A 14,826-nucleotide genomic window follows, 5' to 3' on the forward strand; every position below is an offset into this window, starting at 1 on the left:
GAGGGTGGTTCGAACACACGCGATCGATGAGCGATGCGTGGCCGATACTGGTCGACGTGGCGGCGCTGCGGGACATCGAGTGCTTCGCGCTGGTGGCGCGGCACCGCTCGTTCTCGCGCGCCGCCGCCGCGCTGTCCCTGTCGCAGCCCGCGGTGAGCCAGGCGATCGCCCGCCTCGAGCGTGAGCTGGGCCGGCGCCTGTTCGAACGCACGAGCCGGACCGTCGAACCGACCGCGTTCGGCGACGCGCTGCTGCCCTACGCCGAATCCGTCCTGGCCCAGGCCGCGGCGTTCACGGCGGAGGCGGCGCGCCTGGCCGTACCGTCGCCGACCGGCATCCGGCTCGTGTACGCCCCCGTGACCGGAACGTTCGCGGCCCGCCTCGCCCGCCGTCTCGCCGGCCGCAAACCGGGCCTGGACCTGACCCTGGTACCGGGCGGCTGGTCGGCCGCGACCGCCGAGCTGACCCACGCCCCCGACGGCGCGGCCGCCCTGATGTGCGCGCCGTTCCCGCCCGGATGTGCGAGCGCGGCCCGCTTCCAGGTACCGCTGAGCCACCTGGCCCTCCCGTCCGCCGATCCGCTCTCCACTGCACGTTCGCTCACCCTCGACCGCGCGAGCCCGTTGCTCTTGCCACGCGGCCTGCCCCTGCCGGCCGGGGTGCGCCTGGCGCCGGAGGCGGTGGACGACCCGGCTTCCGCGCTCGACCTGGTCGCGGCGGGCCGGGGCGCCCTGCCGGTACCGCAGTTGCTGGTCGACACCGTGCGGCGCCCCGATGTCCGTTTCGTCCCGCTCGCCGGTCCGGCTCCGCGGCTGACGTTCGCACTGGTGTGGCGGGCCGAGACGGCCGGCGAGGAGCTGATGACGCTGGTCCAGGCGGCGCAGGACGCCCTGCGGCGGTGACCTGGCGTCTGGAGAGGGTCTTGTCCCCAGAGGCCCAGAAGCAGGTACGGCGCGGCTCCGGTACAGTTGAGGCCCCATGACTACCGTCGACCGGCCGCTGCGGATCGTCCGGACATATCACCCCCGCCGGGGTCGGCTCAGCGGTCGGCACTTCGACGCGCTGGAGCGCCTTGCTGCGCGGTACACCTTCGAAACCGGATGGAACGTCGACGTCCTCGAAATCGGATCCGGGATGGGTGAGGCCACCGCGCGCATGGCCGCGGCCGACCCCGGGCGGCATTACCTGGCCGTCGAGGTCCACACGCCCGGCGTCGCCAACCTGCTGCACCTGATCGACGAGGCCGGGCTCGGCAACGTGCGCATCGCGGCCGTCGACGCGTTCGAACTGCTCGCGAGCGACATTCCTTCCGGCAGCCTCGCCGCAGTGCACGTGTTCTTCCCCGACCCGTGGCCGAAGGCGCGCCACCACAAGCGGCGGCTCATCGTGCCCGAGCGCGTCGCCGTGCTCCGCGACCGGCTCAAGCCCGGCGGCATCCTGCACTGCGCAACCGATGACGCCGGATACGCGCAGGCGATGCTCGAAACGCTCACCGCCGATCAGGAACTGGTGAATGTTTACGACGGATTCGCGCCGCGCCCCGCCCATCGGCCGGTGACCAAGTTCGAACAGCGTGCGCTGCGCGCTGGTCGACCCTCCTTCGACGTGATGTACGAGAAGCGATGACGAATCTTGCCGCGCGGGTCCCCAGGGGCGGCGACCCCGACGCCGTCTTCGAGGCGTTCTCGGTCTGGGCGCAGGAACAGGGGCTCAGCCTGTACCCGCACCAGGAGGAGTCGCTCATCGAGATCGCCACCGGGGCGAACCTGATCCTCAACACCCCCACCGGCTCCGGCAAGAGCCTCGTGGCCGCGGGCGCGCACTTCGCCGCGCTCGCGACCGATCGCACAACCTTCTACACCGCGCCGATCAAGGCGCTGGTGTCGGAGAAGTTCTTCGCGCTCGTGGACATGTTCGGCGCCGAGAACGTCGGAATGCTCACCGGCGACGCGAGCGTCAACGCGGATGCGCCCATCATCTGCTGTACCGCGGAAATCCTCGCCAACATCGCACTGCGCGATGGTGAGCGAGCCGACGTCGGCATCGTCGTCATGGACGAGTTCCACTTCTACGCCGACCCCGACCGGGGCTGGGCGTGGCAGGTGCCGCTGATCGAGCTGCCGCAGGCCCAGTTCGTGCTCATGTCCGCCACGCTCGGCGACGTGACGCGGTTCGAGGAGGACCTCACGCGCCGCACCGGGCGCGCGACCGCGGTCGTGAAGAACGCGGAACGGCCCGTGCCGCTCATGTTCACCTACTCCATGGACCCGATGCACGAGACAATCGAGGAGCTGCTCTCCACGCGGCAGGCGCCGGTGTACATCGTGCATTTCACGCAGGCCGCGGCGCTCGAACGTGCACAAGCGCTCATGAGCGTGAACGTCAGCACTCGCGCAGAAAAGGACATGATCGCCGAAGCGATCGGCAACTTCCGGTTCACGGCCGGCTTCGGCAAGACCCTGTCGCGGCTGGTACGGCACGGGATCGGGGTGCATCACGCGGGGATGCTGCCGAAGTACCGCCGCCTCGTCGAGACCCTCGCCCAAGCCGGGCTGCTCAAGGTCATCTGCGGCACGGACACGCTCGGCGTGGGCATCAACGTGCCCATCCGCACTGTGCTGTTCACGGCACTGTCCAAATACGACGGACAGAAAACCCGGCTCCTGTACGCGCGGGAGTTCCACCAGATCGCAGGCCGAGCGGGCCGGGCCGGCTTCGACACCATCGGCACCGTGGTGGTGCAGGCGCCCGAACACGTCATCGACAATGAGCGAGCGCTTGCGAAAGCGGGCGACGACCCCAAGAAACGCCGCAAAGTGGTGCGCAAGAAGCCACCGGAGGGCTCGATCGGCTGGGGCCGGCCCACGTATGAACGCCTCGTCGAGGCCGAGCCGGAGCCGCTCAAGTCCAGCTTCCAGGTCTCGCACGCCATGCTGCTCAACGTGATCAGCCGCCCCGGCGACGCGTTCGCCGCGATGCGCCACCTGCTCACCGCGAACCACGAGGACGCGCACTCCCAGCGGCGGCTCATCCGCCGGGCGATCGCCATCTACCGCGCACTGCTGGCCGGCGGCGTCGTCGAGCAGCTGCCCGAGCCGGACGAGGAGGGCCGCCGCGTCCGGCTCACCGTCGACCTGCAGATGGACTTCGCGCTCAACCAGCCGCTGTCGCCGTTCGCGCTGGCCGCGATCGAGCTGCTGGACCGGGAGGCGCCCGGCTACGCCCTCGACGTGCTCTCCGTCATCGAGTCCACATTGGACGACCCGCGCCAGGTGCTCTCCGCGCAGCAGTTCAAGGCGCGCGGCGAGGCGGTCGCGGCGATGAAGGCCGAGGGCATCGAGTACGAGCAGCGGCTCGAGCTGCTCGACGACGTCACGCACCCCAAGCCGCTCGCCGACCTGCTCGACAACGCCTACCACCTGTACAAGCAGGGGCACCCCTGGGTCGCCGACTACGCCCTGTCGCCCAAGTCCGTCGTGCGCGACATGTTCGAACGCGCAATGACGTTTGTCGAATACGTCGGCTTCTACGGGCTGTCGCGTTCGGAAGGACTGGTGCTGCGGTACCTCGCCGACGCCTACAAGGCCGTGCGCCAGACGGTGCCCGAGGATGCGCGCACCGAGGACCTCACGGACATCATCGAATGGCTCGGCGAGCTCGTTCGCCAGGTCGACTCCAGCCTCATCGACGAGTGGGAGCGGCTGCGCAACCCCGGCGACGTCGAGGAGCGCGGCCCTCGCGACGACAAACCGCCGGCCGTCACGCGCAACCTGCGCGCGTTCCGGGTCCTGGTGCGCAACGCGCTGTTCCGCCGCGTCGAGCTCGCGGCACTGCGCCGCTTCGACGAGCTCGGCGAACTCGACGGCGAGGCCGGCTTCACGGCGGACGCGTGGCAGGACGCGGTGGAGGCGTACTTCGAGGAGTACGACTCGATGGGCGTCGGCCCGGACGCGCGCGGCCCGGCGCTGCTCGTGATCGACCAGAAGCCGGACCGCTGGCACGTGCGCCAGATCTTCGACGACCCGGAGCGCGACCGCGACTGGGCGATCGTGGCCGAGGTGGACCTGGCCGAGTCCGACGCCCAGGGCGCCGCCGCGGTTCGCATCGTCTCGGTAGGCCCGGCCAAGGGCTTCTAGACTTCGCTGTCGCCCTGGCCTCTGCTGCCCTGGCGTCTGCTGCCCTGGCCTCTGCTGCCGCTGCTGCTGCCGCTGCTGCTGCTGCTGCTGCTGCTGCTGCTGCTGCCGCTGCTGCTGCCGCTGCTGCTGCTGCTGCTGCTGCTGCTGCTGCTGCTGCTGCTGCCGCTGCTGCTGCCGCTGCTGCTGCCGCTGCTGCTGCTGCTGCTGCCGCCGCCGCTGCCGCTGCTGCTGCCGCCGCCGCTGCTCGCCGCAGCCTCCGGCGTCCCCACCGCCCGGGTCGCTAGGCGGCGGTCAGTACCCGCAGCGCGTGCTTGACCGTTTCGGCCATCTCGTCTCGCGCATTCCGGAGGTACTTGCGCGGATCGACGACCTTCGCATCCCGCCGAATCGCCTCGCGGATCGCCCCGGTGAACGCGACATTCAGCGCCGTGCCGATGTTGACCTTCACCAGCCCGCCCCGCACCGCCGCGCGCAACTCGTCGTCAGGCACCCCCGACGACCCGTGCAGCACCAGCGGAACGGCGACCGCGTCGCGGATACGCGCAATGAGGTCGTGATCGAGCCGCGCATCCTGCGTCGTCATCGCGTGCGCGGATCCGACCGCGACGGCGAGCGCGTCGACCCCGGTCGCGCGAACGAACTGCGCGGCCTCGTCCGGATCCGTGCGCACCCCCGGTTTGTGCGCACCGTCCTTGCCCCCGACCTCGCCGAGCTCGCTCTCCACCCACAGCCCGCACGCATGCCCGCGAGCAACAGCCCGAGCAGTGGCGGCTACGTTGCCGGCGTACTCGAGCTTCGAAGCGTCATACATCGCCGACCCGAACCCGTTGCCGGCCGCCTGATCGAAGAGCTCGTCACTCTCCACGTGGTCGAGGTGCAGCCCGACCGGCACGGACGAGAGTTCGGCCACCGCCTTGGCCGCCGCGGCGATGGGCCCGAGCCGCCCATGATGGAACCGCACGGCGTTCTCGCTGATCTGCAGGATGACCGGACAACCAGCGGCCTCCGCCCCGGTGACGACGGCCTCGGCGTGCTCGACGGTGATGACATTGAACGCCCCCGCCCCCACCCCACGGCGCCTGGCGTCGGCAACAATCTCACCGGTCGGGGTCAACATCGGAACTCTCCTCGTTCAACTCTGCTGGTTCGTCTCCGAAACGCACGCCCGCATGCGTTCGTTCGTGCTCATCGAGGCCGGACAACGCCGCCGACGTTCGCTCGTGCCCGTCCAAGCCGCGCGTGTCCGGGGGCGTTTGCTCGTGCCCGTCCAAGCCGTGCGTGTCGGCGGGTGTTTGCTCGTGCCCGCTGGTGGCGCGCGTGTCGGCGGGTGTTTGCTCATGTCAGCTCGTGCCGCGCGCGGCTGCCGGTGTTCGCTCGTGTCCGTCGAGGCCCCGTGCATCGGGCGGCCTCCGCTTGTGCGCATCAACGCCCGGTGCGGTGACCGGTGCTTGCTGGTGCTCGTTCAGGTCGTGCCCGGCCGTCGGCACTGGCCTGTGCTCGTCGGCACCGCGCACCCGCGTCGGCAGCGGTTCGTCGGGCGGTATCAGGGAGACGTCAATCCGAGCGCGCAGCTCGCGGTAACGGCTCTCGTCAACGGCCCCGGCAAACGGTGCGGCCACGGCAGCCGCGGACAGCGCGACGGCATCGGCGAGCAACTCCGGCCACGGTGAGCGATCGCGCAACCCGCGCGCGAGGGCGGCGACACACGCGTCCCCGGCACCGGTGGGATTGCCGGCCTCGACAACCGGCGGCGAGGCCAGCCAGGCTTCGTCGCCCCGCACCGCGATCAGCCCGTCGGCGCCGCGCGAAACGACAACGCACCCGGCACCAAGCCCACGCAACGCATCCCGATCCAATCGCGCACCGAGGTCTGCTTGTGTCTGTCGTTCTGCGCCCACCGCGCGGTCCGATGCTGCATTCCGGTGCGTCGGTGCGCTCTGACCAGTCGGTGCGCTTTGACCAGTCGGCGCGCTCTGACCCGCCGGTACACTCCGGCCAGCCGTTGGGCTCTGGACCGTCAACGCGCTCCGGTCTGCCGGTGCGCATGGGTCCGCCGGTGTGTGTTCCCTGGCAGGCGCGCGTTCGGCTGCCAGCGCGTGCTCGGTCGATGCGCGTTCGGCTGCTGGTGCGTGCTCATCTGCGGGCGCATGATCGCTCGGCGATGCGCGTTCGCTCACCGGTGCCTGCTCGTCCGTCGAGGCGTGCTCATCCGCCGGTATGCGTTCGCCCGCTGGTGTGTGCCCGTCGGGTGGCGCGTGTCCCTTGGTTGGCGCGTGCCCCTCGGTTGGCGCGTGCCCGTCGGTTGGCCCGTGCCCGTCGGTTGGTGCGCGTTCCTCGGTTGGTGCATGCCCCTCAGTTAGTGCAAGCCCCTTGGTCGGTGCGTGCCCTTCGGTTGGGACGCGTTCCTCCGGCGACGCGTGCTCGTTTGCCGACGCGTGAAGCAGTGCCGCCAGCTCATCGGCGTTGGGCTTGACGACATCCGGCCCGGCAGCGAGCCCGAAACGCAACGGCTCCCCGCTGGTATCGAGCACCGTGCGCACGTTGCACGAATGCGCAAGCTCGATCAGCACCGCATACGCATCCACCGGAAGCCCCCGCGGCAGCGACCCCGACAGTGCGACGACGGCGGTGTCGGCGAGCAACGTGCGGTACAACCGCAGGAAATCGAGCCATTCCGCCGTTTCGACACTCGGGCCGGGCTCCCACAGCCCGGTCGCGTCCACGCCGTCGGCGATCGTCACCGTGCGTCGCGTCTCGCCGGAAATCTGCGCGAACGCGTGCGGCACGCCGTCCGCGGCGAGCAGCTCGCGTATCCGTGTGCCGGTCGCCCCGCCGAGCAGCCCGGTCGCGAGCACCGGCTCCCCCTGCGCGTGCAGGACACTCGCGACGTTCAGACCCTTGCCGCCTGCGCGTTCGTGCACGGTTCGCACTCGATGCGTCGTATACGGACGCAGTTTGTCGACCGCATACGTCAGATCGAGCGCGGCGTTGAGCGTCACCGTGAGAATCACGCGGCACCCCCGATCGGCCGGGCGGCCCGACTCCGACGGTTCACCGGCCGCCGCATCAGGGGCGCCGCGTGGTGCTGGCAGCGCGATGCGAGTCGTGCCGCAGACCCGGTCGAGAGCGCGGTCCGGTGCCGGCGGCTCAGCGTGCGCGGCGCCGGGGCCGTAGCCGTAGCCGTAGGCGACGATGTGGCGCTGTTCCAGTGTTGAGCCACACCCACAGACGAGGATTCGGCGTGACGCCGGCGGTTCGGCCGGAATCGTGACGCGGTTCTGGGTGAGCGTTCGGCGTGATTCCGGCGGCCGAGCGGGTGTCGCGCCGCACCCCCGGTCGAGGATGCGGCGCGAGCCCGGAGGTTCAGCAGGCGTCGTACTTGTAGGACCCACTGCCCGGCGTCGTGACGTCGACGTCGCGCAGCACGATCGACAGCGACGACCCGTACGCCTTGCACGCCTTGGTGAAGGCGCTCTTCGTGTACTCGATGACGATCACGTTGTTGCCGTAGACCGACGTGTAGTCGCCGCACTCGTCGTAGCGGCCGCACTCCTCGGCGATCGCGAAGTCCAGGCCGGCGGCCTTGCCCGCACTGCCTAGAGCGGTCGTGTTCTTCTGCGCGATCGCGAGTCCCTTGTCGTGCGCGTGCGTGGCGATCAGCTTCAGCAGTGCGATTGCGTTCGACTGCTTCAGCAGCCCCTTCGAGCGCTCGTACGAGTCGATGTTGTCCGGCTCCACGGCCTTGAAGCCCTTCGCCGCGCAGCCGTCGATCCAGCCGTTGACAATCCCGGCCACCGCCGTGCGCTTGGCCGCCGTCGAGACGTCGATGAGGTTCTCGCCCCAGTCGCTGTCCACGACGTACTGTCCCTTCGCGTCCTTCAACAGCAGGTCGTCGTGGTTCGCCTGCCACCAGGAGATCTCGTCGGGCTGGGTCTGGAACACGTTGACATAGCAGATGTTGTAGAGACCAGACGCCGGCGAGGCCGTCCGGTCGCGGCTGACCACCCGGACTCCGGACGGCGGCGAGTACGCACCGCCGATCTGGTAGTCGAACTGGGCGTTCGCCGGCGGTGGGGTGAACGTGGCGGCATCGGCCGTTCCGATGCCGAGTCCGATGACGGCCAGCACCGCCATCGCGGGCACGCCGATGCGGCGCAGTGCGGGAATCACAGCGAGAGCTCCGAGGGGTTTCGGGATCTGCCCCGCCTCGGGTGCCGAGCACCCTGGCGACCTGTGTGCCGGACTCGGGAAGTGCTCCACTACCGGCTGGGCTCGATCGCTCGGGCCGATTCAACCGCCTAAATTTGTAGCTGTCAATGGCTGTTTGTGTGCGAAAACTCGTGATACGAGCATGATCTTTCAACTGGTACTGTCCGATCGAACATGAACCCGAGGGGGCGACGATGGTGTTCGACGTACTGGTGATCGGCGACGCCAACCCGGACCTGGTGCTGCGTGGCGACGTGCACCCCCGCTTCGGCCAGGAGGAGCAACTGCTCGACGCGGCCGACCTGGTGCTGGGCGGCTCGGCAGCGATCACCGCGACCGGCTGCGCCCGCCTGGGCCTGCGCACCGGGCTGCTCGCCGCGGTCGGCGCGGACGTGTTCGGCGCGTTCACCCGCGAACGCCTGGAGGAGCGCGGCGTCCGTCTGCTACTCCCGGCCGCACCCGGCACCGGCTCGCCCGCACCGACCGCAGCCGCGTCCGACGTGTCCAATATGGACGCGGGAGGTTCCGCCGAGGCGGCTCCGGGCAACGGCACACCGACCGCGGCCGCGACGACCGTGTCCAATGTGGATTCCAGCGCGTCCCCTGCGGCCGCGCCCGGCAACGGCACACCGACCGGGCTGAGCGTGATTCTCTCGGCGCCGGGCGACCGCGCCATCCTGACGCTGCCGGGCACCATCCCCACGCTCCGACCCGAGGACGCGACCGATGCACTGCTCGCTTCCGCGCGACACGTCCACGTTGCGTCGCTGTTCCTGCAACCAGGACTGCACGCAGGGCTGGCCGGCGTGTTCGCTCGCGCCCGTGCGCTCGGCGTGACCACTTCGCTCGACACCAACTGGGACCCGTCCGGCCGGTGGAGCGGATTGGACGACATCCTCGCGGTGACCGACGTGTTCCTGCCCAACACGGCCGAACTGCTCGCCGTCACCGGAGCGGACTCGACCGAGGCGGCGGCGGAGCAGCTCGTGGCGATGGGCACGACTGTCGTACTCAAGGACGGTGCGCGCGGCGGACGCGCCTGGTGGCCGGGCGGCGGGTACGCGACCGCACCCGGGCTTGCCGTCGACGTCGTCGACACCACCGGCGCCGGGGACAGCTTCAACGCCGGCTTCCTCGCGGCCCGGCTGGCCGGCCGTGACGTGCCCGAGTCGCTGGCCTGGGCCGCCAGGGCAGGTTCACTGAGCACGCGCGCCGCCGGCGGCACCACGGCCCAAGCCACGCCGGAGGAACTCGGCGCGTCGTAAGCCGTGCGCGGCTGCGGCGGTGCCGCGGTCCAGGCCACGCCGGAGGAACTCGGCGCGTCGTAAGCGGTGCGCGGCTGCGGCGGTGCCGCGGTCCAGGCCACGCCAGAGGAGCCCGACGCATCCTGAGCCTCGCGCGCCGCTGGCGCAGCTGCGGCCCAAGCCACGCCGGAGGAACTCGGCACGTCCTGAGCTGCGCGCTTTTCCGGCGGTGCCGCCACGCCGGATGAGCCCGGCGCATCCTGAGCCGCTCGCCGACCCGGCGGGCTCATCCCTTCAGCCCGGTCATCGTCATCGTCGCCACGAAGCGCTTCTGGGCCACCAGGAACGCCACGACCAGAGGCAGCGTCGCGACCACGTTGCCGGCCATGAGCTGCGACCACTCGGTCCGCCGCATGCCCTGGAACGAGGCGAGCCCGACCTGCAGCGTGTACTTGTGGTCGTCACTGATCGCCACGAGCGGCCACAACAGGTCGTTCCAGCTCGAAAGCAGCGTGAACACCGCAAGAGTCGCCAGTGCCGGGCGCGCGAGTGGCAGCACGATGCTCACGAACGTGCGCAGGACGCCGCACCCGTCGATGCGCGCGGCCTCCTCGAGCTCCACCGGCAGCGAGAGGAAGAACTGGCGCATGAGGAAGATGCCGAACGCGGACGCGAGCCACGGCACGAACGCCGCGGCCAGGGTGTCGACGATGCCCAGACGCGCGAACATGAGGTACGTCGGAATCATGAGCAGCTGGATCGGGATCATCACCGTGGCCAGCACCGCGGCGAACGCGACCCCGCGCCCGGCGAACTTCAGCCGGGCGAACCCGTAGCCGGCCGCCGAGCACAGCACGAGATGTGCGAGCACCGACACGGCCGAGACCAGGACGGTGTTGCCCAGCCACAGCAGGATGTGCGACTCCGAGAACAGCCGGCGGTACCCGTCGAGATGCAGGCCATCGGGGATGAACCGCGGCGGGAAGCGGTTGAGCTCGGCCTTGGTCATGAACGACGCGAGCACCATGTGCACAAGCGGCAGCACGAACATGAGCGACACGGGCATCAACACGAGGTGCCACGCGCTGAACGGAAGCACTCTCCGACGCATCAGAACGCCTCCTCGCCACTGCGGCGGCTGCGCCAGATCACGAGCGCGGTGAGCAGCAGCGTGACGGCGAAGAGGATGTACGCCACCGCCGCCCCGTAGCCGAGACGCCGTGTCTGGAAGGCCAGCTCGTACACGTAGTAGACGACCGTCTGCGTACTGTTCATGGGTCCGCCGCGGGTCGTCGTGTAGATGAGGTCGAACAGCTGCAGCGCCGTGATCGTCTGCCACACCGTGGCGAACAGCGTCACCGGGCGCAGCTGCGGCAGGGTCACGCTGCGCAGCACCCGCCACTTCCCGGCGCCGTCGACGGTTGCAGCTTCGATCAGTTCTTTCGGCACATCCTGCAGCGCCGCGAGGTACACCACCGACGTGAACCCGACCTCGCCCCACAGCGCGACGATGCACACGACGACCAGCGCCTGCCGCGGGCTCTCCAGGAACTGCTGCGCGGGCAGGCCGGCCCGGCGCAGCACATCGTTCGCCAGGCCGAACTGCGGATTGAACACGTAGCCGGCGAGGATGCCGGTCGCCGCCGCCGACGCCACGTACGGCACGAAGATGCACGTTCGATAGAAACCGATCAGCCGGATGCGCTGATTGAGCGCGATCGCGAGCAGCAGCCCGAGCGCGATCGAGCCGGGAACGAACAGCAGGGTGAGCACGAGTGTGTGCTGCGCGGCGGCGGCCAGGTCCGGATCCCGCGCGAGTCGCTCATAGTTCGCCCAGCCGATGTCCGTCGGCTGCGCGATTCCGTTCCACTTGGTGCGCGAGATGAAGAACGCCCACACCGCCGGGAAGAGCGACAGCCCCACGACGATCAACGTCGCCGGACCGGCGAACGCCCACCCGGTGAGCGTCCGCCGGAGCTTCCGGCTCGTGCGGGGCCCGGCGGCGGCCGGCGCCGGCGCGTACTTCGAGGCCGCGAACGTCAGCGTCACTCGATCGCCCCGGCCGACTTCTTGGCCGCCTCGTCGAGCGCCTCCTTCGGCTTCGCCGCGCCTTGCAGCACCTTCGAGATCCCGTCGCCGACGTTGCGCGACATCTCCTCATAACCGGCGACGGTGGGGCGGGCCTGCTTGGCGTTCGCGAGGTTGTCGAAGAACTTCTGGCCGCCGGGGTACTCCTTGACGTACGCCGCGAACTCGGCAGTGCCCTGCTCGGAGGAGCGCAGCGGGAGGTTACCGATCGCGAGGTTCCACTTCGCGTCGGTCTCCTTGCTCGTGAGCCACTTGATGAAATCGCGCGAAGCGCCGGCCCGGTTTGCGTCATTGTGATCGAACAGCACCCACAGATCCGGCCCCGACACCGTCTGGTGGTCGCCGTTGTACCCGGGCAGCTGCGCGACGCCGTAGTCGAGCCCGGCCTCCTTGATCTCCAGCAGGGCCCACGGACCCGACATCATCATGCCGATCCGGCCGTCGTTGAAGAGCTTCGCGTACTGCTCGTCGGTCTGGTCGAGGTACATCGACTTGTCATCGACCGCCATCGCACGCAGCAGTTCGAGCGCGCTGACACCCGCCTCGGAGTTGAAGGCCGGCTTGTTGCCGTCGAGGATCTTCCCGCCCCGCTGCCACAGCATCGGCCACAGGTGCCAGGTCGTGTCCTCGCTGCCCGACACCGAGTACGCGGTTCCGTACAAATTCTGTGACGGATTGGTGAGTTTCTTGGCCGCCGCGCGGAAGTCGTCCCACGACCACTGGTCGGTCGGGTACGCGACGTGCGCATCATCGAACAGTTTTTTGTTGTAAATGAGCGCAAGATTGTCCACGAGCGCGGGCACGCCGATGACCTTGCCGTCGTAGGTGGCCGTCTCGCGCGCCGCCGCCGGGATCTCCTGCCACCCGAACGACGGGTCCGCGACGAACTTGGCCAGGTCCTGCGTCCTGCCGCTCGTCGCCAGCTCGCCGGCCCAGCTGCCGTACGCGTACGAGATGTCCGGGTAGCTGTTGCTCGTGAATCCGGCCGAGAGCTTGGTGAGCAGGTCGTCGGTGGTCGCCGCACCCGAGGACGTCTTGATCGTGACGTTGGGGTGCGCCTTCATGTACTCGGCGGCCAGCTCCTCGGCCTTCTGCTCGCCTTCGGAGGGCTGCCCGGTCCACCAGGTGAGCGTGACCTGGGCGGCGGGGTCGTACCCCTCGGCGGCATCCTTGCCGTTGTCCGCCTTCGAGCCGCCGCCGCACGCGCCGAGCAGCAGCGCCAGACCGGTGACACCGGCGACCATTGATGTCCGTCGACTGCCTCGGGTGGGGATCAGCGTCATCGCTGCACCTCTTCACTGGGGGATGTGGAGAGCTGTCGGGTATGGGTGTATGCCGCCTGTCAGGCCATATGTCCGACAAGCCGGGCGATGCATCGCCACATGAGTGCTCGTGCGTCTTCGGGTGGCACTTTGCGTTCAGATGCTGCTTCGGTACTGCGTGTTGCTCCGCATCGAGATGTCGACATCGAGCACTGGGTGTTGCGCCGCCCGTCTGGTCACTTCGCTGCTGAGGGGCTGGTGTCGCTTCGCGAGTCGATGCCCGGCTTCGGTCACCGGGCTCTCCTCGTGTCGTGCTGTTCGCGCCGTCCGTGCCGGCTGCTCGCGTCCGGCCGTTCGTGTCGTTTCCAGTGCGTTTGCTGACCGGGCCGGTCTCCCGGCGCCGGTTGCCGAAGCCGGTGTCGCTTTGTGCTCGAGTGCTGGTCCCTCCGCGATTCCCGGCCTCGTGGAGGGTGCTGGTCCTCGTGGTGAGTCCCACCCTCGTGGCGGTGCTGGGTTTCGTGGTTGGTCCCGGTCTCGCGGTGGTGCCGGGTTTCGTGGTTGGTCTCGGTCTCGCGGTGGTGCCGGGTTACGGAATAGGGCCTGGTCTCGGGTGGTGCTGGTCTCGGTGCGAGTCCCGGGTTTCCTGGCCGTCCTGGTGTCGTGGCGAGAGCCGGCTTCGGGGAGGGGTGCTAGGCGAGGACGACAGAGCGGGTCAGCAGGCGCGGATGATCCGGGTCGAGGCCGCGGTGCGCGGCGAGGGCCACGGCGAAGCGCTGCGCCAGGACCAGCTGGGCGAGCGGGTCTCGCGAGTCGCGGTACGGGCGGGCACCGGCATCGCGGACGGCCTTATCGAGGGATTCGGGCACGGCCCCGAACGACCAGACCAGGCTGCGCGGACCGGCTACCGCGACGGGGCCGTGCCGGTAGTCGCGCGCCGGGTACGACTCGGACCACGCTTGCGCGGCCTCGCGCACCTTGAGTGCGGCTTCGTGCGCGAGTCCGACCGTCCAGCCGGTGCCGAGGAACACCAGGTGCTCGATGTCCGCCGGGTCGGCCGGCAGCGGGGCGGCCAGCGCGGCCTCGCCGTCGGCGGTCAGATGGGCGAGGTCCTCGCCGAACGCGGCCCGGGCCAGGGCGAGCACGGTGGTGGGGAAGCGCGTCTGGACCACGCTGCGCTCGTCGGCGAAGTCCAGCAGCACGCGGGTGTCGACCAGGTCGTCGACCGGCTCGCCGGCCACGGCCGTGATCGCGACCCGGTGCGTGTCGGCCGGCACCGCGCGCAGGGCCTCCAGCACCTCGGTCGACGTGCCCGAGCGGGTGACGGCCACGACGCGGTCGTACCGCCGGCGGGGCACGAACTCCGATGCGCACACGGCGTCGGTCTCGCCCAGCCCCGCGGCCTCACGCAGTTCGGCGATGCTCTGGGCGACGAACCACGAGGTGCCGCACCCGAGCACGAGCATCCGCTCGCCGCGCGCGCCGATCGCGGCCCGCCCCTCGTCGGCCAGCCCGACCCCGCGACTCCACACGTCCGGCTGGCTGGCGATTTCGAGCGAAGTGTCGTTCATGCGCGAACGCTATGCGCGCTTGCGTTCGTTCCACAAGGTTCTCTGCACAAGTGAACATTCCCCGTTGCGCGTTTGACCTTGACCGGCTGTCCAAACGCGCATCTCGGCCAGCCCATCCGCGCACTCCCCGCCCGCCGGCCCACGTGTAGGAACGTGCGCCATCACGTCCGATGCCGCCAGGGTGCGCAGGGCGTTGTGCGCGAACGCGGATGTGCGCCATCACGTCCGATGCCGCTACGGTGTGCAGGGCGTTGTGCGCGAACGCGAACGTGTGCCATCACGTCCGATCCCGCTACGGTGTGCAGGGCGTTGTGCGCGA

12 protein-coding genes are annotated in these 14,826 nt (G+C 69.8%); 4 read left to right on the plus strand and 8 right to left on the minus strand.

Features of this window, described 5'->3' with window-relative positions; all coding sequences use genetic code 11:
• Positions 1-26: 26 nt before the first annotated feature.
• The 3 genes from ACQP1P_RS09285 to ACQP1P_RS09295 all read left to right on the plus strand — a co-directional run bounded on the left by ACQP1P_RS09285 (position 27) and on the right by ACQP1P_RS09295 (position 4,136).
• Positions 27-902, plus strand: a complete 876-nt coding sequence (locus ACQP1P_RS09285) for a LysR family transcriptional regulator (protein WP_433084998.1) — start codon at positions 27-29, stop codon at positions 900-902.
• Positions 903-978: 76 nt separating this feature from the next.
• Positions 979-1,626, plus strand: coding sequence for a tRNA (guanosine(46)-N7)-methyltransferase TrmB (gene trmB, locus ACQP1P_RS09290; RefSeq protein WP_433085000.1), 648 nt, complete (start codon positions 979-981; stop codon positions 1,624-1,626).
• Complete coding sequence (locus ACQP1P_RS09295) at positions 1,623-4,136, plus strand: DEAD/DEAH box helicase (protein WP_433085002.1); 2,514 nt, start codon at positions 1,623-1,625, stop codon at positions 4,134-4,136. Before trmB ends, ACQP1P_RS09295 begins: the two co-directional genes overlap by 4 nt.
• Here the strand turns inward: ACQP1P_RS09295 and ACQP1P_RS09300 are convergent.
• The 4 genes from ACQP1P_RS09300 to ACQP1P_RS09315 form a co-directional block, all read right to left on the minus strand.
• Positions 4,133-4,405, minus strand: coding sequence for a hypothetical protein (locus ACQP1P_RS09300; protein ID WP_433085004.1), 273 nt, complete (start codon positions 4,403-4,405; stop codon positions 4,133-4,135). The two genes, ACQP1P_RS09295 and ACQP1P_RS09300, sit on opposite strands and share 4 nt — an antisense overlap.
• A gap of 11 nt (positions 4,406-4,416) precedes the next feature.
• Positions 4,417-5,253: a class II fructose-bisphosphate aldolase gene (locus tag ACQP1P_RS09305; RefSeq protein WP_433085006.1), complete on the minus strand. Its 837-nt coding sequence runs from the start codon at positions 5,251-5,253 to the stop codon at positions 4,417-4,419.
• A gap of 223 nt (positions 5,254-5,476) precedes the next feature.
• Positions 5,477-7,147 carry a PfkB family carbohydrate kinase gene (locus ACQP1P_RS09310; RefSeq protein WP_433085008.1) on the minus strand — a complete coding sequence of 557 codons (1,671 nt, stop codon included), beginning with the start codon at positions 7,145-7,147 and terminating at the stop codon, positions 5,477-5,479.
• Positions 7,148-7,499: 352 nt separating this feature from the next.
• The gene (locus ACQP1P_RS09315; protein ID WP_433089931.1) at positions 7,500-8,270 is read right to left on the minus strand and encodes an endo alpha-1,4 polygalactosaminidase; all 771 of its coding nucleotides are present in this window, start codon (positions 8,268-8,270) and stop codon (positions 7,500-7,502) included.
• 287 nt (positions 8,271-8,557) lie between these two features.
• On the opposite strand from ACQP1P_RS09315, the gene ACQP1P_RS09320 reads away from it, so the two are divergent.
• Positions 8,558-9,610, plus strand: a complete 1,053-nt coding sequence (locus ACQP1P_RS09320; RefSeq protein WP_433085010.1) for a carbohydrate kinase family protein — start codon at positions 8,558-8,560, stop codon at positions 9,608-9,610.
• A 265-nt stretch (positions 9,611-9,875) separates the two neighbouring features.
• Here the strand turns inward: ACQP1P_RS09320 and ACQP1P_RS09325 are convergent, their stop codons facing one another.
• From ACQP1P_RS09325 to ACQP1P_RS09340, 4 genes are all read right to left on the minus strand, one after another.
• Positions 9,876-10,700, minus strand: coding sequence for a carbohydrate ABC transporter permease (locus ACQP1P_RS09325; RefSeq protein WP_433085012.1), 825 nt, complete (start codon positions 10,698-10,700; stop codon positions 9,876-9,878).
• Complete coding sequence (locus ACQP1P_RS09330; RefSeq protein WP_433085014.1) at positions 10,700-11,638, minus strand: carbohydrate ABC transporter permease; 939 nt, start codon at positions 11,636-11,638, stop codon at positions 10,700-10,702. Before ACQP1P_RS09330 ends, ACQP1P_RS09325 begins: the two co-directional genes overlap by 1 nt.
• A complete protein-coding gene (locus ACQP1P_RS09335) occupies positions 11,635-12,921 on the minus strand; it encodes an ABC transporter substrate-binding protein (protein ID WP_433085016.1) in 1,287 nt (428 codons plus the stop codon). The genes ACQP1P_RS09330 and ACQP1P_RS09335 overlap by 4 nt, the downstream gene beginning before the upstream one ends.
• A 707-nt stretch (positions 12,922-13,628) precedes the next feature.
• Positions 13,629-14,507, minus strand: a complete 879-nt coding sequence (locus ACQP1P_RS09340; RefSeq protein ID WP_433085018.1) for an SIS domain-containing protein — start codon at positions 14,505-14,507, stop codon at positions 13,629-13,631.
• Positions 14,508-14,826 lie beyond the last annotated feature (319 nt).

The sequence above is a fragment of the Dactylosporangium sp. CA-052675 genome (genome assembly GCF_050947935.1).
Lineage (GTDB): Bacteria > Actinomycetota > Actinomycetes > Mycobacteriales > Micromonosporaceae > Dactylosporangium.

Coding starts and splice junctions, on each gene's coding strand:
- ACQP1P_RS09285 (WP_433084998.1), top strand. CDS start 27: ATGAGCGATGCGTGGCCGATACTGGTCGACGTGGCGGCGCTGCGGGAC.
- trmB (WP_433085000.1), top strand. CDS start 979: ATGACTACCGTCGACCGGCCGCTGCGGATCGTCCGGACATATCACCCC.
- ACQP1P_RS09295 (WP_433085002.1), top strand. CDS start 1,623: ATGACGAATCTTGCCGCGCGGGTCCCCAGGGGCGGCGACCCCGACGCC.
- ACQP1P_RS09305 (WP_433085006.1), bottom strand. CDS start 5,253: ATGTTGACCCCGACCGGTGAGATTGTTGCCGACGCCAGGCGCCGTGGG.
- ACQP1P_RS09315 (WP_433089931.1), bottom strand. CDS start 8,270: ATGGCGGTGCTGGCCGTCATCGGACTCGGCATCGGAACGGCCGATGCC.
- ACQP1P_RS09325 (WP_433085012.1), bottom strand. CDS start 10,700: ATGCGTCGGAGAGTGCTTCCGTTCAGCGCGTGGCACCTCGTGTTGATG.
- ACQP1P_RS09335 (WP_433085016.1), bottom strand. CDS start 12,921: ATGGTCGCCGGTGTCACCGGTCTGGCGCTGCTGCTCGGCGCGTGCGGC.
- ACQP1P_RS09340 (WP_433085018.1), bottom strand. CDS start 14,507: ATGAACGACACTTCGCTCGAAATCGCCAGCCAGCCGGACGTGTGGAGT.